21 protein-coding genes and 2 tRNA genes are annotated in these 23,893 nt (G+C 66.3%); 11 read left to right on the forward strand and 12 right to left on the reverse strand.

Features of this window, described 5'->3' with window-relative positions; translation table 11 throughout:
- The 6 genes from AC1DHD_RS01310 to bcp all read right to left on the reverse strand — a co-directional run.
- Positions 1–366: efflux RND transporter permease subunit (locus AC1DHD_RS01310; RefSeq protein ID WP_476877947.1), on the reverse strand; the 366-nt coding region annotated here is incomplete at its 3' end.
- Between the two features lie 83 nt (positions 367–449).
- Positions 450–1,955 (reverse strand): malate:quinone oxidoreductase, encoded by a 1,506-nt coding sequence (locus tag AC1DHD_RS01315; RefSeq protein ID WP_476877948.1) that lies wholly within the window; start codon positions 1,953–1,955, stop codon positions 450–452.
- A gap of 79 nt (positions 1,956–2,034) precedes the next feature.
- The gene (locus AC1DHD_RS01320; protein ID WP_476877974.1) at positions 2,035–3,690 is read right to left on the reverse strand and encodes an ABC transporter substrate-binding protein; all 1,656 of its coding nucleotides are present in this window, start codon (positions 3,688–3,690) and stop codon (positions 2,035–2,037) included.
- 228 nt (positions 3,691–3,918) lie between these two features.
- Positions 3,919–4,593 carry a fasciclin domain-containing protein gene (locus tag AC1DHD_RS01325; RefSeq protein ID WP_476877949.1) on the reverse strand — a complete coding sequence of 225 codons (675 nt, stop codon included), beginning with the start codon at positions 4,591–4,593 and terminating at the stop codon, positions 3,919–3,921.
- A gap of 247 nt (positions 4,594–4,840) precedes the next feature.
- A tRNA-Leu gene (locus AC1DHD_RS01330) sits at positions 4,841–4,922 on the reverse strand.
- 103 nt (positions 4,923–5,025) lie between these two features.
- Entirely contained in the window at positions 5,026–5,499 is a 474-nt protein-coding gene (gene bcp, locus AC1DHD_RS01335) for a thioredoxin-dependent thiol peroxidase (protein ID WP_476877950.1), read from the reverse strand.
- Between the two features lie 96 nt (positions 5,500–5,595).
- On the opposite strand from bcp, the gene AC1DHD_RS01340 reads away from it, so the two are divergent.
- The 3 genes from AC1DHD_RS01340 (at position 5,596) to AC1DHD_RS01350 (ending at position 9,320) form a co-directional block, all read left to right on the forward strand.
- Positions 5,596–6,069 carry a MarR family winged helix-turn-helix transcriptional regulator gene (locus AC1DHD_RS01340; protein WP_476877975.1) on the forward strand — a complete coding sequence of 158 codons (474 nt, stop codon included), beginning with the start codon at positions 5,596–5,598 and terminating at the stop codon, positions 6,067–6,069.
- Between the two features lie 90 nt (positions 6,070–6,159).
- A complete protein-coding gene (locus tag AC1DHD_RS01345) occupies positions 6,160–6,285 on the forward strand; it encodes a hypothetical protein (protein WP_476877951.1) in 126 nt (41 codons plus the stop codon).
- A gap of 806 nt (positions 6,286–7,091) precedes the next feature.
- Entirely contained in the window at positions 7,092–9,320 is a 2,229-nt protein-coding gene (locus tag AC1DHD_RS01350; protein ID WP_476877952.1) for a S8 family serine peptidase, read from the forward strand.
- On the opposite strand, the gene AC1DHD_RS01355 is transcribed toward AC1DHD_RS01350, so the two are convergent.
- The gene (locus tag AC1DHD_RS01355) at positions 9,317–10,057 is read right to left on the reverse strand and encodes an ABC transporter permease (RefSeq protein WP_476877953.1); all 741 of its coding nucleotides are present in this window, start codon (positions 10,055–10,057) and stop codon (positions 9,317–9,319) included. The genes AC1DHD_RS01350 and AC1DHD_RS01355 overlap by 4 nt on opposite strands.
- 218 nt (positions 10,058–10,275) lie before the next feature.
- Between AC1DHD_RS01355 and AC1DHD_RS01360 the strand changes: the two genes are divergently transcribed.
- A complete protein-coding gene (locus tag AC1DHD_RS01360; protein WP_476877954.1) occupies positions 10,276–11,271 on the forward strand; it encodes an NADP-dependent oxidoreductase in 996 nt (331 codons plus the stop codon).
- Positions 11,272–11,316: 45 nt separating this feature from the next.
- Positions 11,317–12,180 (forward strand): alpha/beta fold hydrolase, encoded by an 864-nt coding sequence (locus tag AC1DHD_RS01365; protein ID WP_476877955.1) that lies wholly within the window; start codon positions 11,317–11,319, stop codon positions 12,178–12,180.
- Here AC1DHD_RS01365 and AC1DHD_RS01370 read toward each other — a convergent pair.
- A complete protein-coding gene (locus tag AC1DHD_RS01370; protein ID WP_476877956.1) occupies positions 12,171–12,884 on the reverse strand; it encodes an SDR family oxidoreductase in 714 nt (237 codons plus the stop codon). The genes AC1DHD_RS01365 and AC1DHD_RS01370 overlap by 10 nt on opposite strands.
- Before the next feature lie 189 nt (positions 12,885–13,073).
- On the opposite strand from AC1DHD_RS01370, the gene AC1DHD_RS01375 reads away from it, so the two are divergent.
- The gene (locus AC1DHD_RS01375) at positions 13,074–13,676 is read left to right on the forward strand and encodes a TetR/AcrR family transcriptional regulator (protein WP_476877957.1); all 603 of its coding nucleotides are present in this window, start codon (positions 13,074–13,076) and stop codon (positions 13,674–13,676) included.
- A 29-nt stretch (positions 13,677–13,705) separates the two neighbouring features.
- Here AC1DHD_RS01375 and AC1DHD_RS01380 read toward each other — a convergent pair whose 3' ends face one another.
- From AC1DHD_RS01380 to AC1DHD_RS01395, 4 genes are all read right to left on the reverse strand, one after another.
- Positions 13,706–14,323 (reverse strand): hypothetical protein, encoded by a 618-nt coding sequence (locus tag AC1DHD_RS01380; protein WP_476877958.1) that lies wholly within the window; start codon positions 14,321–14,323, stop codon positions 13,706–13,708.
- Between the two features lie 97 nt (positions 14,324–14,420).
- Positions 14,421–14,496, reverse strand: a tRNA-Lys gene (locus AC1DHD_RS01385).
- A 118-nt stretch (positions 14,497–14,614) separates the two neighbouring features.
- Positions 14,615–15,793, reverse strand: coding sequence for a PQQ-dependent sugar dehydrogenase (locus tag AC1DHD_RS01390; protein ID WP_476877959.1), 1,179 nt, complete (start codon positions 15,791–15,793; stop codon positions 14,615–14,617).
- Between the two features lie 32 nt (positions 15,794–15,825).
- Positions 15,826–16,902 (reverse strand): sunset domain-containing protein, encoded by a 1,077-nt coding sequence (locus AC1DHD_RS01395; protein WP_476877960.1) that lies wholly within the window; start codon positions 16,900–16,902, stop codon positions 15,826–15,828.
- A 104-nt stretch (positions 16,903–17,006) separates the two neighbouring features.
- Here AC1DHD_RS01395 and AC1DHD_RS01400 point away from each other — a divergent pair, with 104 nt between their 5' ends.
- The 5 genes from AC1DHD_RS01400 to ilvC all read left to right on the forward strand — a co-directional run bounded on the left by AC1DHD_RS01400 (position 17,007) and on the right by ilvC (position 23,765).
- Entirely contained in the window at positions 17,007–17,945 is a 939-nt protein-coding gene (locus AC1DHD_RS01400; protein ID WP_476877961.1) for a LysR family transcriptional regulator, read from the forward strand.
- Positions 17,946–18,083: 138 nt separating this feature from the next.
- Complete coding sequence (gene ilvD / locus AC1DHD_RS01405) at positions 18,084–19,805, forward strand: dihydroxy-acid dehydratase (protein WP_476877962.1); 1,722 nt, start codon at positions 18,084–18,086, stop codon at positions 19,803–19,805.
- Positions 19,806–20,241: 436 nt separating this feature from the next.
- Positions 20,242–22,140 carry an acetolactate synthase large subunit gene (locus AC1DHD_RS01410; RefSeq protein WP_476877963.1) on the forward strand — a complete coding sequence of 633 codons (1,899 nt, stop codon included), beginning with the start codon at positions 20,242–20,244 and terminating at the stop codon, positions 22,138–22,140.
- Positions 22,141–22,142: 2 nt separating this feature from the next.
- Positions 22,143–22,655, forward strand: coding sequence for an acetolactate synthase small subunit (gene ilvN / locus AC1DHD_RS01415; protein ID WP_476877964.1), 513 nt, complete (start codon positions 22,143–22,145; stop codon positions 22,653–22,655).
- Between the two features lie 84 nt (positions 22,656–22,739).
- Positions 22,740–23,765, forward strand: coding sequence for a ketol-acid reductoisomerase (ilvC, locus tag AC1DHD_RS01420; RefSeq protein WP_476877965.1), 1,026 nt, complete (start codon positions 22,740–22,742; stop codon positions 23,763–23,765).
- Positions 23,766–23,893: the final 128 nt, after the last annotated feature.

Here is a 23,893-nt window from a genome sequence, read left to right on the forward strand (position 1 = left end):
CTTGGGCAGCGACTGCTTGGCGTTGGAGATGGCCCGGTCGATCTGGTTCCGCGCACGGTCCAGGTTGGAGCCGKAGGTGAATGCCAGCGTGATCTGGGAGACCCCGTTCCGGGAGGTCGACGACGTCGACTCCAGACCCTCGACGCCGTTCAATGCCGTCTCCAGCGGCCCGCTGATCTGTTTGTCCACCACCTCGGGGGAGGCGCCAGGCATGGAGGTGATGACCGTGATCTGCGGGAACTCGATGGACGGAATGAGTTCCTGTTTGAGCGAGGACATCGTGATCACGCCGAAGACCGACGCGAAGACGGTGATCAGCGCGATCAGCGCCCGGTTTGCTAGCGAAAGCCTGGCCAGCCGGAACATCTCATGGTCTCCTGGTGGGTCGACGGACGTGCGTCAACGGCGTGACGTCACAGGGATGGAACGTGCCGCCCCCCGGATTGGTTTCAGCCGCGGGTTGCGGACACCGGTTCCAGCTCGAGTGCAGCGGCCGTGTCGGCCTCGAGGCGGGCGGCCAGTTCCGGGTTGTCATTGAGCTTGACGCCGTAGCCCGGCATCATTTCCTTGAGCTTGGCCTGCCAGCCCTTGAAGCTCTTGGGGAACGACTTCTGCAGCAGTTCAATCATGATCGGCACGGCGGTGGAGGCTCCGGGGGAGGCGCCCAGCAGCGCGCCGATGGTGCCGTCGCGGCCGGCAATGACCTCGGTGCCGAACTGCAGCACGCCGCCCTTCTTGGGGTCCTTCTTGATGATCTGGACCCGCTGGCCTGCGGTGATGAGTTCCCAGTCGCCGTCCTTGGCTTCGGGGTAGTACTCCCGCAGCGCCTCGACCTTGGCTCCGTGCCGCTTGGCTACTTCCTTTACCAGGTAGGCCGTGAGGTCCATGTTGTCCTTCGCCACGGCCAGCATCGGGATGATGTTGGAAGGGCGGATGGACAGCGGAAGGTCCAGGTAGGAGCCGTTCTTGAGGAAGTTCGTGGAGAAGCCGGCGTACGGGCCGAAGAGCAAAGAGCGCTTGCCGTTGACGTACCGGGTGTCCAGGTGGGGCACGGACATGGGCGGGGCGCCAACCGAGGCCTGGCCGTAGACTTTGGCGCTGTGCTGGGCTGCGAGGGTTTCATCCGTGCAACGGAAGAACTGGCCGGAGACTGGGAAGCCGCCGAAGCCCTTGCTTTCCGGGATGCCCGATGCCTGGAGCAGGTGCAGGGCGCCGCCGCCCGCGCCGACAAAAACGAACTTGGCGTGGATGGAGCCGTGCTCGCCGGAGCGGGGGTGCTTGAGGGCCAGGTTCCAGCCGCCGTCGGAGGCGCGCTCGATGCCGGTGACATCGTGGCCGTAGTTGATCTCCACACCGTTATTGCCCAGGTATCCGGTCAGCTCGCGGGTCAGTGCGCCGAAGTCGACGTCGGTTCCCTCTGCTGCGCGGGTTGCGGCAACACGCTGCTTGGGATCGCGGCCCTTGACGATCAGCGGCGCCCACTTGGCGATCTGGGCGTGGTCTTCGGAGAACTCCATGGACCGGAACAGCGGGTTCGGCTTCAGCGCCTCATAGCGGGTGCGCAGGAATTTGGCGTTGGCGTCGCCGACCACAAAGCTCATGTGCGGGACGGTGTTGATGAAGCCCTTGGGGGAGCCGATCAGGGAGTTGGTCACCAAATGGGACCAGAACTGGCGGGAGAGCTGGAACTGCTCGTTGATGTGGAGGGCCTTCGCGGGGTCCACCGAGCCGTCCTTGGCCGCGGGGGAGTAGTTAAGCTCACACAGGGCGGCGTGGCCGGTACCGGCGTTGTTCCACGGTCCGGAGCTTTCCAGGCCCGGCTGGTCCAGCCGTTCGAAGAGCGAAATAGTCCAGTTCGGCTCRAGCTGCTTGAGGAAGGCGCCCAGCGTGGCGCTCATGATGCCGCCGCCGATCAGGACGACGTCGGCGTGTTGGGTCTTGGAAATGAAAGTCACAATCAGTCTCCGATAGCAGCGGCTCTGGCTGTCACAGAATATCCCTGCACGGTCCTCTAACTGAAATTGGACCGTTCCGTCAAGGTTTTAATTCGACCTTGGTGAAAACTTCGTTCAGGACCGGTGACGCCGGGTACTTGATCACGCGGTCGGACAAGGCCAGCGCCGAGATCGGGAACGCGATCGGAACCGCCGGGACGGTCGCTGCGATCTGGGCATTGATGGTCTGGTACTGCTCGGTGCGCTCCTTGCCGTCCGGCAGGCCGCGGGCGCGGGAGATCTTGGAGAACACCTGGGGATCCTGGTAATCGAACTCGCCGGTGTTCTCGCCAAAGAGGGGGCCCACGAAGTTGTCCGGATCGGAGTAGGAACCGTTCCAGCCCAGCAGGTGCAGCGCATGGTCGCCGGGGGAGGTGACCTTCTGCAGGTAGCCGTCCGACCAGTCCACCGGGACGGGCTTGATGTTGAGGCCGACGGCGGTGAGCTGGCGGCTGATCTCCGCGTAGACCTTCTCCGGCGTCGGCAGGTAGGGACGGGTGACGTTGAGCGGGTAGTAGAACTTCAGTTCCTCGCCCTTGTACCCGGCCGCGGCCAGCAGTTCCTTGGCCTTGTTCTGGTCATAGCCCAGCGAGGGGGCGTTGTTGTTGAAGCCGCTGAGCTTCGGCGGAACGAACTGCGAGGCCGAGGTGGTGTTGTCGATGAAGAATTTCCGGATCAGCGTGTCCTTGTCCAGGGCCATCTCGATGGCCTGCCGGACCTTGAGGTTCCGCAGGACCGGCACCTGCTGGTTCATGCCCAGGTACATCACGGAGAAGGGGTCGCGCTGGACAATCTGCTTGCCGCGCTTGACCAGCTGATCGAAGTTGCCCACAGTGACGGAGTCGTAGGCATCGATCTTGCCGTCGAGCAGGGCCTGCATCCGGGTCTGCGGGTGGTCGTAGCTGACGAAGTGGATGGTCGCGATCTGGCCCCGGTCGCCCCAGTAGCCCTTATTGCTGCTCAGGGTCACGGTGTTGTTGTCCCACGAATCAAAAACGTACGGTCCGGTGCCCACCGGGTGCAGGGCGTAGGCCGAGACGGGCTGGCCCTCGCGGGTCTGGGTGAGCTGGTCGGCGGACTTCGCGGCGAGGGCACGCGGGGAGGAGATGGCAAACGCCGGCAGGGTCAGGGCCTGGATGAAGCCCGTGAACGGCTGGGTGAGATCGATCCGGACACTGGTGGCCGCCACCGGGGCGCAGTCCTTGTAGATGGACAGGGAGGCCTGGTCCTCATGGGCCATGAATACACCCTTGAATGTACTGCCCGGCGCCTTCTTGCGGAGGGCCGGGGAGAAGTTGAACCAGCGTTTGAAGTTGGTGCACACGGCGGCCGCGTTGAACGGAGTGCCGTCCTGGAACTTGACGTTCTCGCGCAGCTTGAAGGTGTAGGAGCGGCCGTCATCGCTGGCGGACCACTCTGTGGCCAGCAGCGGTGTGGGCTTGCCGCTGGTCTGGTCAACGCCCACCAGGCCCTCCAGGACCTGTCGGGTGATGCGGTAGGAGTCGACGTCGGAGACGAGGGCCGGGTCCAGGCCGAGCGGACGCGAAGCGGTCCCGAAAGTGAACGTGGCGGTGGGAGCGGCGTCGGACGTCTTGGCAGAGGAAGACAGCGACGGTGCGGGGCCCGGGGCTCCCGTGCAGGCAGCCAGGGGGAGCAGGAGCAGGGCCGCGCTGAAACCTGCCGCCAAGCGGCGCAATGTCCGGCCGTGGCCGGTCCTGATGGGCGCGGTACTGCTGGGCACTCGGGAATCACCTCTGGGAAAGTCGTAGGCCGCCGGCTGCGGAACAGCCCCAGTCTAGTTGACCGGGGCGGCGGCCCGGCCCCCGAAACAGGCGAAGGCCCGCACCAGCAGGTGCGGGCCTTCGTTTCTCCAGGTGGATCCGGGGAGTCACGCCGGATCCGAATCAGGAGGGTTTAGCGGTGCCTACTTCGGCATCAGCACGGAGTCGACCATGTAGACCGTGGCGTTGGCGGTCTTGACGCCGCCGCAGACAACGTTGGCGCCGTCAACCTTCAGGGCATCCTTGCTGCCGGTGACCGTCACGGAGCCGCCTTCGACCGTCTTGTGGGTACCGACGATCTCGGACGGGCTGATCTTGCCCGGGACAACGTGGTAGGTCAGGATCTTGCTCAGCAGGGCGTCGTCCGTCTTGAGCTTGTTGATGGTGGCGGCGTCAATCTTCTTGAACGCGTCATCCGTCGGGGCGAAGACAGTGAACTCGCTGCCGTTCAGGGTGTCGACCAGGTTGACCTTGGGGTTGAGCTTGCCCGAGACGGCCGCCGTGAGGGTGGTCAGGATCGGGTTATTCGAGGCCGCGACGGCGACCGGGTCAAGGGCCATACCGGCGACGGAGCCCTTGCCGCTGGGGACCTTGGAGGCGTAGCCGGCGCAGCCGGAGCCAACGAGGTCTGCAGCGGGATCCATGGCTGCAGCGGAGGAGCTCATGGACGGCGACGGCGCCATGCTGGATTCGCTCGGGGTGGAGGCCGGAGCCGAGGAGCTGGGGGCCGTGCTGGAACCGCCGCAGGCAGTGAGGCTGAGCATGGCTGCAGCAGCGATACCTGCAACGGCGAAAGTCGTGCGCTTGATGGTCTGCATTTCGATTCTCCTTTGTTGTGCCGATTTCATTGCTGCAGTGAACGTCTTTGCCACTGCGGCTTTCCTCCGACTGGTGGGCACCGACCCTTGGTTGGTGTCTCACTGGGTATTCGGGTGCTCGGCGGAAAGGGATGGGTGGGAATCGAAAAACTTTTTGGCGTTGGCCCGCCAGCCGCCTTCATCGCCGCCAATCCGGGCTTAAACCAGCAAAACCCCGGTCCGAAGACCGGGGTTTTGCTGGTTACTGTGCGCAAGGGGGGACTTGAACCCCCACGCCCGAAGGCACAGGAACCTAAATCCTGCGTGTCTGCCAATTTCACCACTCGCGCGCGGCTCCGTCGTTGCCGTTCCGTGAGGACCCGGCGATGGATGCCAGCCATCATTCTACAGTTCGCGTCTCCAGTCCGTGGCAGGCGCCGGCCGCGGCGGAGGTCAGGCCGCCAGCTTCAGGTCGCGCAGCAACTTGGCGACGTGGCCTGTGGCGCGCACGTTGTACTGTGCCAGGGCGACCTTGCCGTCCGGATCGACCACCACGGTGGAGCGGATCAGCCCGTCGTAGGTGCGGCCATAGTTCTTCTTCTCGCCCCACGCGGCGTATGCCTCGGCTACTGCGTGGTCCGGGTCCGAAAGCAACGGGAATGTCAGCCCCTCGTCGGCCGCAAAAGCAGCGAGCTTGGCGACGGGATCGGGGGAGATGCCGACCACCTCATAGCCRGCACGCTGGAGTGCTGTCAGGGAATCGCGGAAGTCGCACGCCTGCTTGGTGCACCCCGGGGTGGCGGCAGCCGGATAGAAGTAGACCACGGTGTTCCGGCCGCGGAAATCCTGCAGGCCCACCTCCCGCCCCGCCGAGTCGGACAGCCGGAAATCCGGTGCGTCGGCGCCGGGAATGAGTCGTTCAGGCATGGTTTTCTCCTTGGCAGAATTCACGGAATTCCAGCTTAGTGAGTGCCGGTGGGACCGCCGAATCGGACAATCGTTATACTCTTTGGTATGCCTGATATGGATCGCTGGCCTACTGGCCGCCTACTGTCCACGGCAGCACGGCTTGTTGAACACTCGTGGAACGAGAAGCTGGGCGCCATCGGACTGACCCACGCCGGGGTCATTGCGATGGAAGTTCTCTCCGCCCAGGGACCGATGACCCAGGCGCAGCTGGCGCAGCTGGTGCGGGTCCAGGCCCAGACCATGGGCAAGACGCTGAGCCGCCTTGAACTCCACGGACACATCTCGCGGGAGCGCAGTGTCTCTGACCGGCGCAGCCACGTTGTCACCCTCACCGAACGCGGCCGGGAGGCGGTCGCCGAAGCCGCCGACATGGAACGCTCCGTCCTTGCGGCTGCCTCGATTGACCCCGACTCGCTGCGGCACGAACTCCAGTCAGTGGTCCGGGAGCTGGCCAACCGGATGTCTACTACCGAAGCGAAAGCCATTGTGGCGACCTCCGATCCCGCCATCTCCGCGGACGCCAACTAGGACTTTGTTCCGCCCCTCGGGCTGAGAGTATCCTCCGTGTCCTGCACCCGCGCGGGAGTGGCCTCGGTTAATGTTTTGGATATGGAAACGGTGCCACCACCCGAGCTCGAAGGGCAGACCTCGATCAACGAGCTGCTCGACGAACCCCTGGGCACCCTCCCGATCCAGCTGGCACTGCCCATCCACTTCCAGCTCGCCGCAGCAGCGCGGGCGTAGCGCCCCTGCCGCAGCAGTCCCGAACCGCCACCGGAAATCCCCAGAACCCCTGCCTCCGGAACATAGGATGTCTGGGATGAGAACGCCTAGGAGTACCCTCGGGGCCGCTGTGGCCTCGGCCGTCCTTATCCTGGCCGCCCTCTCAGTGCTGGCCGCTCCGGCTCCTGCCCATGCCGAAACTTGTGGCCCCGTGGTGGTGGTTCCCTTGGGCCGCTGCGATCCATCGCCGCCACCGACGGCGAAGCCCTCCAGCACTCCCAAGCCCGCTCCCTCCGCACCTCCAGCACCGCCGGCACCCCCGGTCCAGCCGCCGCCGGCGCCCACTGCGCCTGCCGCGCCATCGACGGCACCCAAACCGCCGAAATCGGCAGCCCCTACGACCTCCGCGCCGCGTCCCGGAGGGTCGACGACCAGCCACGACAGCGGCCGTCCAACGCCGCCACCCGCGACCGCCGCGGCGACGCCGTCGTCAGTCCCGGCTGCGGCCCAGCAACCGCCTCCACCTGCTGCGCGGGCACCCGAAGACGGCGACGCCGGGATCAGTGCCGGGGGAGCGCTACTGGCCGTCGGCGGGCTGCTGCTCTCCGCCTGGGCCTTGCTGGCCCTCAGGCGCCGGGGCGAGCCGGCAGTCTAGGGGCAGAACGGTACGGCTTCTTCTGGGGCTCGTGTTACTGAAGTAACCAGTTGTGGTTTAGAATGTGCGTCGGGAGCCCGGGCTGCGGGATGAGCATAGAGTTTCCCGCCACGTAACTGCCCGCCTTGCGGCGCCCGCCACCAGCCCGCGCCCCGCGTTACCGAGGACGCCCATGCCAGCTCTCCCCAAAATCCGACTCTCTCGCACCGTCGCATGCGCCGCCGCCGCCGCGGTGCTGRCCGGCTCTGCCGTTGCCCTTCCGGCCGCCGCGGACTCGTCCCCCGCGCGGAACATGCCCTCCGGAGCAGCCAGTCAACACGCCACCGCACCAACGGACCGGATCATCATCAAGTTCAAGGCCTCCGTCCGGGGAAAATCGGCGGAGCGGGCCAAGGCCTACGGCCGCGCTGCCCAGGCCGCCGGCGTCCCCGTCAAGGAACTCCGGGCGACCGCCGGCGGAGCGAACATCCTGACGGCTCCGGCCGGGACAGGCGCCGACAAGGTCGACGAACTCGCTGCCGCCCTCGCTGCGCAGCCCAATGTTGAGCTGGCTGAAAAGGATGCCTTCGTACACACGGCGGCGGCACCGGACGATCCCGGCTATCCGCAGCAATGGAACCTGCACGGCGCCGCCGGGCTGAACCTTCCCGGAGCCTGGGACACGTCCACGGGGGCCGGAGTCACTGTGGCCGTGGTCGATACCGGCATCACCGCGCACCCGGACCTGGCGCCGAACCTGGTCCCCGGGTACGACTTCATCTCCGAAGACCCCGACAACACGTTCAGCACCGCTGGCGACGGCGACGGCAGGGACGCCGATCCGTCCGATCCCGGCGACGCCTGCGGCACTGAGCCCTCGTCGTGGCACGGCACCCACGTGGCTGGCATCATCGGCGCGGTGGCCGGAAACCACGAAGGCATCGCGGGCGTGGCCTACGGCGCCAAGGTCCAGCCAGTACGGGCCCTGGGCGCGTGCGGCGGCTACATCAGCGACATCGCCGATGCCATCGCGTGGGCGGCCGGAGCCACGTTGACCGGCATCCCGGTCAACAGCACGCCGGCCCGGGTGATCAATCTGTCCCTCGGCGGGGACGGCAGCTGCAGCAGCTACCTCCAGGGGGCGGTGGACATGGCGACGTCGCTTGGCTCGGTGGTGGTCGCCGCGGCCGGAAACAGCGGCGGTCCGGCTTCCAACTCGAACCCGGCGAACTGCAACAACGTGGTGGCCGTCGGCGCCACCGGGCCTAGTGGATCCCGGGCCGGCTACTCAAACTTCGGACCCGAAGTGGACGTCAGCGCCCCCGGCGGAGACATGTCCTCCGCAGGCTCCAACGGCATCCTGTCGACCTACAACAATGGCACGGTCACGCCCGGCCAGGCCGAGTATGCGTACCTGCAGGGCACCTCGATGGCTTCCCCGCACGTGGCGGGCGTGGCCGCTCTCATGCTTTCGGCCAACCCCGGCCTCACCCCGGCCCAGGTCGAGGAGAAGCTCAAAGCGTCGGCCCGGCCCTTGCCAGGCATCTGCGATCAGGGCGGATGCGGAACCGGGCTGGTGGACGCGGCAGCGGCCGTCGCCTCGGTCCTGCCCGGAGCCGTCCCGTACGTTGCCTCGGGGACACCGACGATGAGCGGGCTTGCCGCCGTCGGACAGCATATGACGGCTGTAGCCGGCACCTGGTCCCCGTCCGGGGCCGCGCTCACCTACCAGTGGCGGCGCGCCGGTGCACCCATAACCGGTGCAACGGCGTCGTCCTACGCTCCGGCGGCCGCCGACGCCGGAACACTCCTGAGCGTCACGGTCACGGGAACAGCCGCCGGCTACAAACCGGCCGCAGCCACCTCGGAGCCGGCTCGGGTGGCGCGCGGTACGCTGACGGGGCCGACGCCCATGATCAGCGGCACGCGCAAAGTGGGCTACACGCTGACCGCGGTCCCCGGCGCCTGGACTCCCGGAGCGGTCCTGAAGTACCAGTGGTACCGTGCCGGGGTTGCCATCAGCGGCGCCAGCGCCTCCAAATACACACTGGTGGCCGCCGACCAGGGCAAGCTCATGCGGCTTCGCGTCGGGGCCATCAAGGCCGGCTACACCACCACCGTCAAGGACTCGCCGACCACCAGCGCCATCGCCGTGGGCACCCTGGTCTCTTCGCGGCCGTGGATCTCCGGCACTGCCCGGTATGGGTACACACTGACGGCGAATCCGGGCACCTGGACGGCGGGGACGGCCTTTCGCTACCAGTGGTACAGGTCCGGCGCGGCGATCAGCGGCGCCACTGGCCGGTACTACCGCTTGGCATGGGTTGACCGCTACGACGTTATGAGCGTGCGCGTCGTCGGCTCCAAAGCCGGTTACGCCAGCGTGGCAAAGTACTCCGGCTACACCGCCCGGGTTCCCTAGCCGGCCTCGGGGCGGACCCGCACGGGAGCCAGCCAGGCGGTCAGCCCGACGGCCACCAGGCTGCCGGCGGCGATGATCGCGGCCAGCACAACAATCTGGAACCTGCCCGCCTCAAGGGGAGACACACCACCGAAGATCGCGCCGACGAAGGCGCCGGGAAGCGTGACGAGTCCGGTGGTCTTGGTTTGGTCAACTGTGGGGACCAGCGCGGCCGACACGGCCCGCCGGACGAGTTCTGAGGTGGCCTGCCGGGGGCGGGCGCCGAGGGCCAGCCACCCCTCCACTTCATCCCAGCGGTCGTTCACCAGTTCCACGAACCGGCGGCCGGACAGGGTGGCGATCGTCATCGCGTTTCCGATTACAATCCCGCCGACGGCGAGGACGTACCGCGGCGTGAAAGCAATGGCTCCGGTGGCGAAAACCACCGTGCCTGCAACCAGGATGCCTCCCCCCATGCAGGCCGCGACGGGCAGGAGCCGTGTTCGCAGGGTTCCGAGCCGGCGCGCCGATGTTGCGGCGGCCACCGCGAACATAACGGACAGGGCGGCCGCGATCAGCCACGGCGACTGGATGATGCCGGACAACACGAAACTGATGGCGGCCAGCTGCAGCATCCCGCGGAGCACGGCCAGCGCCGGTGACCAGGGAGCATGCACCCGCGCGGCCAGCAGGACAGTGGTCGCCACCCCGATCAGGACAACGACGCCGAGGATGGTCCGGGGGAGTTCGTCGACCATTAGGAGGGTTTCCGCAGCTGTAGGAACTCGGTCATCCTGCAAGTTTTACACGGCGTCCCGATGCAGTGATTGTGGATCTTCCGGATCGGTGTTCTCTGCAGTGGGGCAGCTCGTTGCGGGGCCGTGGATTGACAGAATAACTGAGCGCGCTCATTATTGATAGCACTCGGTAATTTGCCGTGGGGAGTCTTGTTGACTCGAGGAGCGTTAGGAAGATCATGAAGGCTTTTGCCGTCACCTCATACAAGGGTCCGCTGCAGGAGGTCGACGCGCCCGAGCCCGTCCTCGGCGAGCGGGATGTCCTCATCAGGGTCCAGGCTGCGGGCGTCAACGTATTGGACGAAAAGATTCGGGCGGGCGAGTTCAAACAGATCCTGCCCTACAAGTTGCCCCTCATTTTGGGGAACGACGTCGCCGGAACGGTGATCCGTGCCGGCGCGGCCGTGCGTCGATTCAGGGAGGGCGACGTGGTGTACGGGCGCCCAAGCAAGGACCGCATCGGCACTTTCGCCCACCGAATCGCCGTAGCTGAAAGGGACTTGGCCCTGGCGCCCTCCTCGATCAGCATTGAAGAGGCCGGTTCACTCCCGCTTGTGGCTCTCACTGCCTGGCAGGCCCTGGTCGAGAAGGGGCACGTCCAGCCGGGCCAGAAGGTCCTTATCCACGCCGGCGCCGGCGGGGTGGGAACCATGGCGATCCAACTCGCAAAGCACCTCGGCGCGACCGTTGCGACCACGGCGAGCCGAAAAAACGCGGACCTCGTGCGCGAGCTGGGAGCGGACATGGTCATCGACTACAGGTCGGAAGACTTCGAGGATCAGATGAGTGGCTTCGATCTGGTGCTGGACAGCCTGGGGGGCGAAAACCTCGAGAAGTCATTGCGCGTCCTGAGGCCAGGTGGCAAGGCTATCGGCATCTCCGGCCCGCCCGACCCCGCGTTCGCCCGTGAAATCGGACTAAACCCGGTCCTGCGCCTCGCGATCACGGCTCTCAGCCGAAAAATCCGGAAACAGGCGAAGAAGCTCGGCGTCAGCTATGAGTTCCTCTTCATGCGGGCCGACGGCGACCAGCTCGGCCGCATCACTGACCTCGTCGACGCGGGGGTGCTGAAACCCGTCGTCGGCCGCGTGTTCCCCTTCGAGGCAACCATCGAAGCGCTGCGCAGCGTGGAGCAGGGCGGCACCCGCGGCAAAACTGTCATCTGCATCCCCTGACCCACACCACTTCCCGACGGCCGACTGTCCTACCGAAAGATGATCATGACAATTCCAAACGGCGAACCCGCCGTTATTTCTTATGCCAACGTGCCCACGCAGTCCATCACCGCCGGCGGGATCAGCTTTGCCTACCGTGAACTGGGGCCCAAAGGCGGCATCCCAGTCGTGTTCTTCGTGCATCTGGCCGCTACCCTGGACAACTGGGACCCGGCCATCATTGACCCGATCGCCCAAAACCGTCACGTCATCGCCTTCGACCAGGCCGGCGTGGGTGGCTCCTCTGGCGGGGTACCTGAGACCATCGAGGAAGCAGCGGACGACGCCTACACCTTTATCACCGCCCTGGGGTTCGAGAGGATCGACATCTTCGCGTTCTCCATGGGCGGCATGATCGCGCAGGACCTGGTCGTCAAACACCCGGAACTCGTCCGCAAGCTTGTCCTCACCGGCACGGGTCCGCGCGGAGGCAAGGATATGGACAGGGTTACCCGCACCACCTACTACGACATCCTGCGAGCAACGCTCTCCCGGTCGGATCCAAARGAGTTCCTCTTCTTCGACCGCAATACCACTGGTAAACGCGCCGCGAAAGAGTTTATTGCGCGTCTGGGAGAACGCACGGCCAACCGTGACAAGAAGATCACCACCAAGGCTTTCCGCACGCAGCTCAAGGCGATCCAGAGATACGGCCGCTCCCGGCCATCGGATCTGTCGATCATCACGCAGCCGACCCTGATCGCCAACGGCGACAACGACCGTATGGTCCCCTCAATCCTCTCCGAGGACCTTCACCAGCGCATAGCCGGCTCGGAGCTGATCATTTATCCGGACTCCGGACACGGGGGGATCTTCCAGTTCCACTCCGTGTTCGTGCCGGTTGTCCTTAAGTTCCTTGGCTACGCGTGAGGTGCCTTCAGCTCCGGGTACAGCGCCTCTAGGGGTGAACTGAGCGCGGCCTTCACGCCGGCGGTGGTTGCGTCCGCGATGACCTCGTAAGCGTCTTCCTCGACCCCCGCGTATACGGCCTGAACAAGGTCAGCGGGGGTCATTTTGGGACCGTGGGCGTTGGCGGCCATGGGGGTGTCGACATAGCCCATATGTACGCCGAGCACATGGACGCCCTGCGGTGCCAGCTCGAGCCGGAAAGAGTTCGTCGCGGACCAAAGTGCAGCCTTTGAAGCGCTGTAGACCCCGCCGAACGCGTACCAGCTCGCCACGGAGTGCACATTCACCAGTACCGAGTCCGGCGCCGCAGCGAGTATCGGGGCAAAGGCGCGCGCGACGAAGACTGGGCCAAAAAAGTTCGTCTCCATGTTTCGGCGGAGGTCCGACTCCGGGATCTCCAACAGGCTGGCAGTTGGCGGATTCGCGCCGGCATTGTTGATCAGGACTGTCACATCCGCTGCCGCGTCGGCTGCGGCGCGGATGGAGGCCGGGTCCGTGACGTCTAGGGCCAGTGGCACGACGCGGGCATCTTCCCAGGTCCTGGGGGTGCGGGCGGTGGCGTAGACCTTGGAGGCTCCGCGAGCGAGGGCGTCCTGCACGAAGTGCTCCCCGAGGCCCCCGTTCGCTCCGGTGACGAGGACAACGGCATTAGTGATCGATGGCATGAATTGTCGCTTTCTCTCCTGCGGTGCACCCGTTCAGGCGCAGTCCTTTACGGGATGTCACTGCGGTTGTCCCCACCGGGGGTGCCCGGACGTCTCCATGGRAGAATAATCAGGGTATCGCCGAGCATAATCGACAGTGACTATACTCATAATTGAGCTTGGTCAATCTTTATTCCCGAAGGAAGCATCATGCCCACCGCTCCAGCGGCGCCCGGCCGGCGCGAACGCAACAAGCAGGACAAACTTGAGCGCATCACCCTCGCTGCTCGCGAACTCTTTTCGATGTACGGCGTGGACGACGTAACGACACAGCAGATCGCCGACAAGGCGGATATCGGGACCGGAACCCTTTTCCTCTACGCCAGGACGAAGGGCGAACTGCTCCTGCTGGTGCAGAATTCGGCGTATGCCGATGCCCTCGTCCAGGGCATTGCCGCCGCCGACGATACCGCTGACATGCTTGATGCCGTGATGGCCATCGTGCGTCCGGTGGTGGAGTGCAACCGCACCCAGGTGGACAACGGGCGGACGTACCTGCGGGAGATTGTCTTCGGCGACCCCGAAGAGCCGCACCACCGTGACGCCCTCGGGCACACGCTGGAGACTGAGAGGGCTATCTCCGCAGTGCTCCAGCGGGAAGGCCGGGTAGAGTCGGCGGACGCGGCAACCCTGGCGCACGTCATCTCTGCGATCGTGTTCACCACCCTGGCAGTCACGAGCAATGTCGCAAGCAGTGTTCCCGATCTTCTTGTCGAGATCCGGACCCAGGTCCGCGCGATTCTTCCCGGCTGACGGCTACGCGGCGTGGGACGCCGGGAGCTTCACAGGCCGGCGGGGAACGTAAATGTTGCAGGCAACGGTGCGGGCGCTGTTCCCCGGAACAGGACGATCTCATCGTGGGCCTTGAGCGCGAGGGCCCGGATCGGGCCGGTCCGCTGTTTGCCGTTGACCATGACAGACCAGCCGGTTGTGTCCGAGTGGGCGGTACCCGGCTGTCCGGTGCCGTCGAGGACGCCCCACTCGGTGAGGAGCTGGCCAAGGGTGTAGGTGTCCCCGGCTACGGGCGCCTCAATGTGGATGATGCCCGAATCGTCGTGGGTATGCAGCGCCGAGATGCCATTCGGCTGGCCGCCCGGATTAAAGCTGAAGCCGATGTCCGCCGGAACAGCGACGCGCTTTCCGTCCTCGAACACGTCCAGGTGCGCGTGGAAATGCTCTGCCGCCCCTTCCATGTCGAGGATCGGCAGGCCTGCGGCCTTGATCCTGTCCGCGCCGCGTTGAGGATCCAGTTCCCAGCCGCTGGCGGGAGACTGTGTGGCGGAGGGGCTGGCTGCGGGCGTTGAGGCGGCGGCGCCCGGGCCCGGGGTGGCCGTGGAGCACGCGGCGAGGGTGAGTGCGGCAGCTCCCAGCACCAGGGAGAGGGGGATCAGCTTCGTCACGGTGCGTCCTTCGTTTGAGGAGTGATTGCGCGGTTGGAGTGGTACACAAAAAACCCCGCCTTTACGGCGCTTGGCCAATAAAGACGGGGTTTTTCCTTGGTGCACCCCCCGGGACTCGAACCCGGAACCCATTGATTAAGAGTCAATTGCTCTGCCAGTTGAGCTAGAGGTGCAGCTGTTGTTTTTGTTTCCCTCGGGCTTTTTATTTCCCGCGGTGTTCTCCGCAACGACATGAAACTCTACACGAGTTTTGGTGGAGTGTGAAATCGGGCGTTCGACGTCGGCCCCCGACTAATCGGACAGGGTCAAAACCAGCACAAAGTCGGGGTTTTGGCCGTTGCTGAGAACCCAAAGACGCCCGTCCGGCGCAAGCGAAACGTCGCGGATCCGGCCGTACTGTCGTGTGAAATAGCCCACAGGTTCACCGGCGTTGGTTCCACGCAGCGGCACACTCCACACACGCTGTCCACGGAGCGCGCCCAGATAGGCCGTACCGCGGACGATCGTGAGCCCGCTCGGGGAGGATTCCGCCGTCGACGGCCACACCACTTTCGCGTCCTCGAAGCCCCCGCGGTGCGGTGCCCCAGTCACCTGCGGCCAGCCGTAGTTGCCGCCGGGGACAATCAGGTTGAGTTCATCGTCCACGTCGGGGCCGAACTCGCTCGCCCACAACCGTCCGGCGCTGTCCCAGTCGAGGCCCTGCACGTTGCGGTGGCCCAGGCTGTAGACCGGGTTGTCGCCGAACGGGTTGCCTGGCGCCGGCTTCCCGTCCGGGGTCAGCCGCAGGATTTTCCCGCCGAGGGCGTTGCGGTCCTGCGGCTGTTCACGGCGCTGGGAGTCGCCGGTCCCCACGTAGAGGAATCCGTCGGGGCCGAACCGGATCCTTCCGCCGTTATGGGTGGAAGCCTTGGGTATGCCCGTGAAGATCACCTCGGGCGCGTCGAGGGCAGGCAGCCCATCGGCGCCAAGCCGGAAGCGGGCGATCCGGTTGTCCGATTCCGACGTGTAGTAGGCGTACAGGTACCGCCCGACGGCGGGGCCGGCACCGGGGGAGCGGGTGGGGGAGATGGCCGGGGACAACGCAAGGCCCAAGAGGCCCCCTTCGCCGTTGGGGACGACGCCGGGCACCTTGCCGACGGTCGCTGCCGCGCCGGTGGCCCCGGGGGCCAGGAACTTCACCACGGCGCTGTCACGCTCCGAGATCAGGGCCGTCCCGTCCGGCAGGAAGACCGTCGACCACGGCTGCTGAAGGCCGGCGTCGATCCGGGCCGTCAGCCTTGGGGCCGCCGGGCCGGTTGGGCTGGCTGCGGGCTGGCTGGCCGCGGGCGTGCCGGTTTGGGGCGCAGCACTGGCGGTTGGCCCGCCAGTCGCGGAAGCGCCGGCCTGACTGCCCGTCGGACCACCCGCGGGGCTGCCGGTGCAGCCGGCTGCGGCCAGAACCAGGACCGCCGTCGCCGCTGCGGTTGCCACGGCAGTGCGCCGGGGCGACCGCAGCGGTATCGCTACAGCCGTGACCGGCGCGGCGGCCGGAAGCCCGCCGCTTCGGCGTGGGCGGCCGACAGGAACCAGACCTCGGCACGGGTCTCTTCAAAGGACGGGCTGGTGTCCTCGTGGTAGATCATCGACGACGCGTTCCCCTTGACGGTGAAACCCTCCGGRCCGCTGCCGTCGGGGGCGGGCGCGGCCGATCCCTCGCCGTAGGGCTGCTCGACTGCCAGGTGTCCGGCGGGAGCGGTGGAGTGGCTGGCCGACCCCTCCGAGGCAGCGGCCGAGCTGGCGACCTGGGCGGTTTCAGCATCCGCAGCCTCAGCCGCCGCGGACTCTGCTCCTGGAAGTGTGGGGGCATGCGGCTCGGTGTATTCGGCGTGGTGCACGGGAGCCGGCGCAGCGGCTCCCGCGGTTCCCTCTACCGTTCGGGACGTCGGCGCCTCCGTGGTCCGGGTGTCCGCCATGGATTCGGCCCGTACGTCGGCAACGGGTTCGGCCGGGGTAATGGCGTCGGGCTGGGCAGAGGGCGCAGGCATTGCTTCGTGGTCGCCATGCGCGGCCTGGTCGTCGGGGACCGGAGCCTGCTCGCCGTGGTCCGCCGGGCCCTGGGCTCCCTGCGCTCCGTGCGGCAGGTCGTGGCGCGGGGCCGGGTGCGCGTCGGCCGCGGGCGTCTCCGACCACTGCGTTTCCCATTCTGCGGCGCTCGCGGTTTCTGGCGAAGCGGCAGCCGTGGGTGGGGTCGCTGCCGGGGAGGCGGCCGCGTCCCCGGATCGGACGGCCTCTTCGGACTGGCCCGCGACGGCATCGACGTCGTCGTCAGCCGTGGTCGGCGGCTCCGGCTCCGCATTGCTGAATCCGGCGGCGGTCGGTATGCCCGTGGTGGCAGCAGCGACGGCCGATGCCGCCGTCGTTCCGCCGGACAGGGCGCCGTCGTGGCCGGACGAGGTCCGCGGAGCCTGGCGGGCGGTAGCGGTTTCAGACCCGGCGGCCGTCGAGGTCCCGGCGCCGCTGCGGGCATTGTTGCGGTTCAGCAGCCACCACACAACGCCGACAATCAGCACGATGACGATGAGCCAGATAATCCAATCCATAGCCGAAACCTTCCGTCCAGGCGGCAGGGTTGCCGTTGCTTGACGTTACGTCCGGCCCAACACGGCTGTCCACCCTCGTGGAGCCGCCCGTGTAGCCTCGCCTGATGGACTTTAAGCGACTGCGGATTCTTCGCGAACTGGCGGACCGCGGCACGGTGGGGGCGACGGCCGAGGCCATGCGGGTCACGCCGTCGGCGGTCTCGCAGCAGCTCCGGACCCTGCAGGATGAACTCGGCGTGACGCTGGTGGAGAAAGCAGGCAGGGGAGTCCGGCTGACCGAGGCGGGGCTGGCCATGGCCGGTGCCGCGACAGACGTGTCCACGGCCATGRCGCGCGCCGAGGCCACCATCGACACCTACCGGCTGGGCCGGCAAACCCACATCAAGGCGGCATTTTTCCCCAGCGCCGCGGAAATGTTCCTACCCGGGCTGCTGCACCGGGTGAAGCACATTGAGGGCCTCCGCTTCGAAGCGCATTTCGAGGACCCGGGAGTCGCCGGATTCGCTGCCCTCGCAGCTGACTACGACATCGTGCTGGCGCACAGCGTCGACGGGCCGGACGTCTTTGCCCGCCAAGGCCTCCAGGTCATCCCGCTCATCGACGAGCCCCTTGATGTGGCGGTCCCGGCCGACCACGCCCTGGGGGGAAAACAGACGCTCAGCGCGGACGACGTCGTCGGGTTCCCCTGGATGGGCGTGCCGGATGGCTTTCCGTTCGACACGGTCCTGCGCCAGATCGAGCTCCAGGCCGATTCCCGGGCCGTGCGGGCCCAGCTCTTCCCGGACCTCCGGGTCCTCGAAGCCCTGGTCAGTGCCGGCCACGGGCTTAGCCTGCTGCCGCGCTACACCGCCCTGAAAAACCAGGGACGGGGATTCGTGCTCCGTCCACTCCGCGGCGTCAAGGCCAGCCGCAGCATCGTGGCCCTGGCCCGCCCCGAAGCCGCGGCCCGGACCACCATCCAGCAGGTACTCTCGATGCTCAAAGCGGAGGCGCAGACGGTGGCGGCGGCGCCCGAACTGCGTGACGGAGCCGGCCTGGCCTAGGCCCCATTAGCGGGTCTCTACATCGAATCCCAAAGTGTGAGACGGATGTCCACCATTTGGTCGAAATATTCCCGCATTTGGGCTTAATGAGCCAATCCGGCTCGTTCCGGCCAACGGCGGAGCCCTAGACTTTGAGCCATGAGTSAGGACACCCAMACMSCRRCAGAGACCAAGCCGGACATCAAACCCCGTAGCAGGGTCGTCACCGACGGCATCCACGCAGCGCCCGCGCGCGGTATGTTCCGCGCGGTCGGCATGGGCGACGACGACTTCGCCAAGCCCCAGGTGGGCGTGGCCAGCTCGTGGAATGAAATCACTCCCTGCAACCTGTCCCTGAACCGGCTGGCCCAGGGCGCCAAGGAAGGCGTCCACGCCGGCGGCGGGTTCCCGATGCAGTTCGGCACCATCTCCGTCTCCGACGGCATCTCCATGGGCCACGAGGGCATGCACTTCTCCCTGGTCTCCCGCGAGGTCATCGCCGACTCAGTGGAGACCGTAATGCAGGCCGAGCGGATCGACGGTTCCGTGCTCCTGGCCGGCTGCGACAAGTCCCTGCCGGGCATGCTCATGGCAGCGGCCCGCCTGGACCTCTCCAGCGTCTTCCTCTACGCCGGCTCCATCATGCCCGGCTGGGTCAAGCTCGAGGACGGCTCCGAGAAGGAAGTCACCCTCATTGACGCCTTCGAAGCCGTGGGGGCCTGCGCCGCAGGCAAGATGAGCATGGAGGACCTCACCCGCATCGAGAAGGCCATCTGCCCGGGCGAAGGCGCCTGCGGCGGTATGTACACCGCCAACACCATGGCCTGCATCGGCGAAGCCCTCGGCATGTCGCTCCCCGGCTCCGCCGCCCCGCCCTCGGCCGACCGCCGTCGTGATGACTTCGCGCGCAAGTCCGGCGAGGCCGTCGTGAACCTGCTGCGACTGGGCATCACGGCCCGCGACATTATGACCAAAAAGGCCTTCGAGAACGCCATCGCCGTGACCATGGCGTTCGGCGGCTCCACCAACGCAGTCCTGCACCTGCTGGCCATCGCCCGCGAGGCCGAGGTGGAACTGACTCTGGAAGACTTCAACCGCATCGGCGACCGGATCCCGCATCTGGGCGACCTCAAGCCGTTCGGCCGTTACGTTATGACCGACGTCGACAAGATCGGCGGCGTCCCGGTCATTATGAAGGCACTGCTCGACGCCGGCCTGCTGCACGGCGACTGCCTCACCGTCACCGGCAAGACCGTGGCCGAGAACCTCGCCTCGATCAACCCGCCGGATCCGGACGGCAAGGTGCTCCGCGCCATGGACAACCCGATCCACAAGACCGGCGGCATCACCATCCTGCACGGCTCGATGGCTCCCGAGGGTGCCGTCGTCAAGAGTGCAGGCTTCGACGCCGATGTCTTTGAGGGCWCCGCCCGCGTCTTCGAACGCGARCAGGGCGCCCTSGACGCRCTSGACAAGGGCSAGATCAAGGCCGGCGACGTGGTGGTCATCCGCTACGAAGGGCCCAAGGGCGGCCCGGGCATGCGCGAAATGCTCGCCATTACCGGCGCCATCAAGGGCGCCGGCCTGGGCAAGGATGTCCTGCTGCTCACGGACGGCCGCTTCTCCGGTGGTACCACCGGACTGTGCATTGGCCACGTCGCGCCGGAAGCGGTCGACGGCGGCCCGATCGCCTTCGTCAAGGACGGCGACCGCATCCGGGTAGACATCGCCTCGCGGACGTTTGACCTGCTGGTCGAAGACGCCGAGCTCGAAGCCCGCAAGGTGGGCTGGGAGCCGCTGCCGGCCAAGTTCACGAAGGGTGTTCTGGCCAAGTACGCCAAGCTGGTGCACAGCGCCTCCACGGGCGCCTACTGCGGGTAGCTCCCTCAGCGCGGGCGACCACGCTTAATAAGGGAGGCTCCGAGGGGCCCCAAGCGAACGGCGTCCGCGCCGTCCGCTTGGGGTAGGAGACTCCCGCCTGCCGCCTGGACGGGCCTGGTACGAGGGGGAGTGGGGAGTTCAGTAGGTGGACGATGAAGTCCACATGGTGAGACAGGAGTCGGGCTCGTTGACACCTGTCTCGCCCAGAGGGAACACTGAACGCATGATCGAGATCGTTTCCGGCGGCGCTTGCGCAGCTGCAGTCGTCGTACTTACCAAGCGCGTGGCTCCATAGCCCGACTGGTAACGACCCGCCACGCGCAACCCCTCGAAGAGCCGCCAGGCTGAGGGGTTTTTTTATTTCCGCAACACCAGCACCACCCGCATCACCAGATCGCCGAAGATCCACCCGTAGATCCACCGAAGGAAGAGTCCGATGAGCAAAGGATTGCCGATCAGCCCCTCGCTGATGGCCACAAAGTCCGCTGGAGCCCACAAGGCTCCGGAACGCGTCGAACGCCCGGCCGATGCCGGCGTCGAGCATGCTGCTGCCTCTCCCGTCCTTGGGCCGAACAACGTCGTACCCCCGACGATGATGACCGGCTCGCAAGCAATCGTCCGCTCGCTCGAAGAACTCGGCGTCGAGGACATTTTCGGTTTGCCCGGTGGCGCAATCCTGCCCACCTATGACCCCTTGATGGCCTCCAGCATGAACCACGTGCTGGTCCGTCACGAACAGGGAGCCGGCCACGCCGCGCAAGGCTATGCCATGGTCACCGGGCGGGTTGGCGTCTGCATCGCCACCTCGGGCCCCGGTGCCACCAACCTCGTTACCGCCATCATGGATGCCCACATGGACTCCGTGCCGATGGTGGCCATCACCGGCCAGGTTTCCAGCGGAGTCATTGGAACGGACGCCTTCCAGGAGGCGGACATCGTCGGCATCACCATGCCGATCACCAAGCACTCCTTCCTGGTCACCGACCCCAACGACATCCCGCACGTGATGGCGGAGGCTTTCCACCTGGCCTCCACCGGCCGGCCGGGTCCCGTCCTGGTGGACGTGGCTAAGGATGCCCAGCAAGGGCAGATGACGTTCTCCTGGCCCCCCAGGATCGACCTCCCCGGGTACCGCCCCGTGGTCCGCGGTCACAACAAGCAGGTCCGCGAGGCCGCCCGGCTGATCGCCGCCGCCACCAAGCCGGTGCTGTACGTCGGCGGCGGTGTGGTCAAGGCCCACGCCTCCGCGGAACTGCGGGAACTGGCCGAACTCTCCGGCGCACCGGTGGTCACCACCCTGATGGCCCGGGGCGTGTTCCCGGACTCCCATCCGCAGCACGTCGGTATGCCCGGCATGCACGGGACGGTGTCCGCTGTGACCGCACTGCAGCAGTCCGACCTGCTGATCACCCTGGGGGCCCGTTTTGATGACCGGGTCACCGGCATCCTGAAGTCCTTTGCCCCGCACGCCAAGGTCATCCACGCCGACATCGACCCGGCCGAGATCTCCAAGAACCGCACCGCCGACGTGCCGATCGTCGGCTCCGTCAAAGAGATCATTCCGGAGCTCAGCGAGGCCCTGCGCCAGCAGTTCGAGGCCTCGGGCACCCCGGACCTGACCAACTGGTGGGCCTTCCTGAACAACCTCAAGGAGACCTACCCGCTGGGCTGGACCGAACCCGAGGACGGTCTCAGCGCACCCCAGCGGGTCATCGAGCGGATCGGTGCCCTGACCGGACCCGAAGGCGTCTACGTCGCCGGCGTCGGCCAGCACCAGATGTGGGCGTCCCAGTTCATCAAGTACGAACGCCCCCACGCCTGGCTGAACTCCGGCGGGGCCGGCACCATGGGCTACGCCGTGCCTGCGGCCATGGGCGCCAAGGTGGGGGAGCCGGACCGCGTGGTCTGGGCCATCGACGGCGACGGCTGCTTCCAGATGACCAACCAGGAGCTCGCCACTTGCGCAATCAACAAGATCCCCATCAAGGTCGCTGTCATCAACAACTCCTCGCTGGGTATGGTCCGCCAGTGGCAGACCCTCTTCTACGAGGGCCGCTACTCCAACACCGACCTCAACACCGGCCATGACACCGTCCGGATCCCGGACTTCGTCAAGCTGGCGGACGCCTACGGCTGTGCGGCGTTCCGCTGCGAACGCGACGAGGACATCGACGCGACCATCCAGCAGGCCCTGGCGATCAACGACCGCCCCGTCGTGATCGACTTCGTCGTCAGCCCGAACTCCATGGTGTGGCCGATGGTGCCCGCCGGAGTCAGCAACGACCAGATCCAGGTTGCCCGCAACATGACCCCGGACTGGGAAGAAGAGGACTGAACATGACCCGCCATACACTTTCGGTTCTGGTCGAGGACAAGCCCGGTGTGCTGACCCGCGTGGCCAGCCTCTTTGCCCGGCGCGCCTTCAACATCAATTCCCTGGCCGTCGGCCCCACTGAGGTCCCGGGCATCTCCCGGATGACGGTCGTGGTCGACGCCGACGGCGAGCTGATCGAGCAGGTCACCAAACAGCTGAACAAGCTGGTCAACGTGATCAAGATCGTCGAGCTCACCCCCGAATCTTCCGTACAGCGCGACCACATCCTGGTCAAGGTACGTGCGGATGCCGCAACCCGGCTGCAGGTAACCCAGGCAGCCGACCTGTTCCGCGCTTCAGTGGTCGACGTCTCCACAGAGTCGGTGGTCATCGAGGCCACGGGCCACCCCGACAAGCTCACGGCACTGCTTTCGGTGCTGGAGCCCTTCGGCGTCCGCGAAATCGTGCAGTCCGGCACCCTGGCCGTCGGCCGAGGGTCCCGCTCCATGAGTGACAGGGCTTTGCGGTCCGCCTAACAGGCAGGCCCCAGCCCCCGCATCAAATCCCCACCCCGTTTTTCACAGACAACACCAAAGAATCCATTCAAAGGAGACACCCCAGTGACTGAAATGTTCTACGACGACGACGCCGACCTGTCGATCATCCAGGGCCGCACCGTCGCCGTCATCGGTTACGGCTCCCAGGGCCACGCCCACGCCCTGAGCCTGCGCGATTCCGGTGTTGACGTCCGCGTCGGCCTGAAGGAAGACTCCAAGTCCCGCGCCAAGGCCGAGGCAGAGGGCCTGCGCGTGCTCAATGTTGCCGACGCCGTCGCCGAGGCCGACCTCATCATGATCCTCACCCCGGACCAGGTCCAGCGCCACGTCTACGCCGAGGACATCGCCCCGAACCTGCAGGCCGGCGACGCCCTGTTCTTCGGCCACGGCTTCAACATCCGCTACGGCTACATCAAACCGCCGGCCGACGTCGACGTCGCCCTCGTCGCCCCCAAGGGCCCGGGCCACATTGTGCGCCGCGAGTTCGAAGCCGGCCGCGGCGTGCCCGACCTGATCGCCGTCGAGCAGAACCCGTCCGGCAAGGCCAAGGAACTGGCTCTGTCCTACGCCAAGGCAATCGGCGGCACCCGCGCCGGCGTCATCGAGACCACCTTCACCGAAGAGACCGAAACTGACCTCTTCGGCGAGCAGGCAGTCCTCTGCGGCGGCGCCTCGCAGCTGATCATGTACGGCTTCGAGACCCTCACCGAGGCCGGCTACAAGCCCGAGGTCGCCTACTTCGAGGTGCTCCACGAGCTCAAGCTGATCGTCGACCTGATGGTCGAAGGCGGCATCGCCAAGCAGCGCTGGAGCGTTTCCGACACCGCGGAGTACGGCGACTACGTCTCCGGCCCGCGCGTCATCACCCCCGAGGTGAAGGAAAACATGAAGGCTGTCCTGAAGGACATCCAGGACGGCGCCTTTGCCAAGCGCTTCATTGACGACCAGGACGCCGGAGCCCCGGAGTTCAAGGCCCTGCGCAAGAAGGGCGAGGACCACCCGATCGAGGCCACCGGCCGCGAACTGCGCAAGCTCTTCTCCTGGATCAAGAACGAAGACGACTACACCGAAGGCTCAGTAGCCCGCTAAGGCGATTGACCGGCAGGGAAGCCGGACACCATTACTTGGGGTCCGGCTTCCCTGCGTTGAGCACCACACGTACCACCCGTTTCACCAAAATCCCCACCTGATACACAAGAGAGCTAAAGAGGTCACCG

This window comes from Arthrobacter sp. 05L45_2, assembly GCF_056397525.1.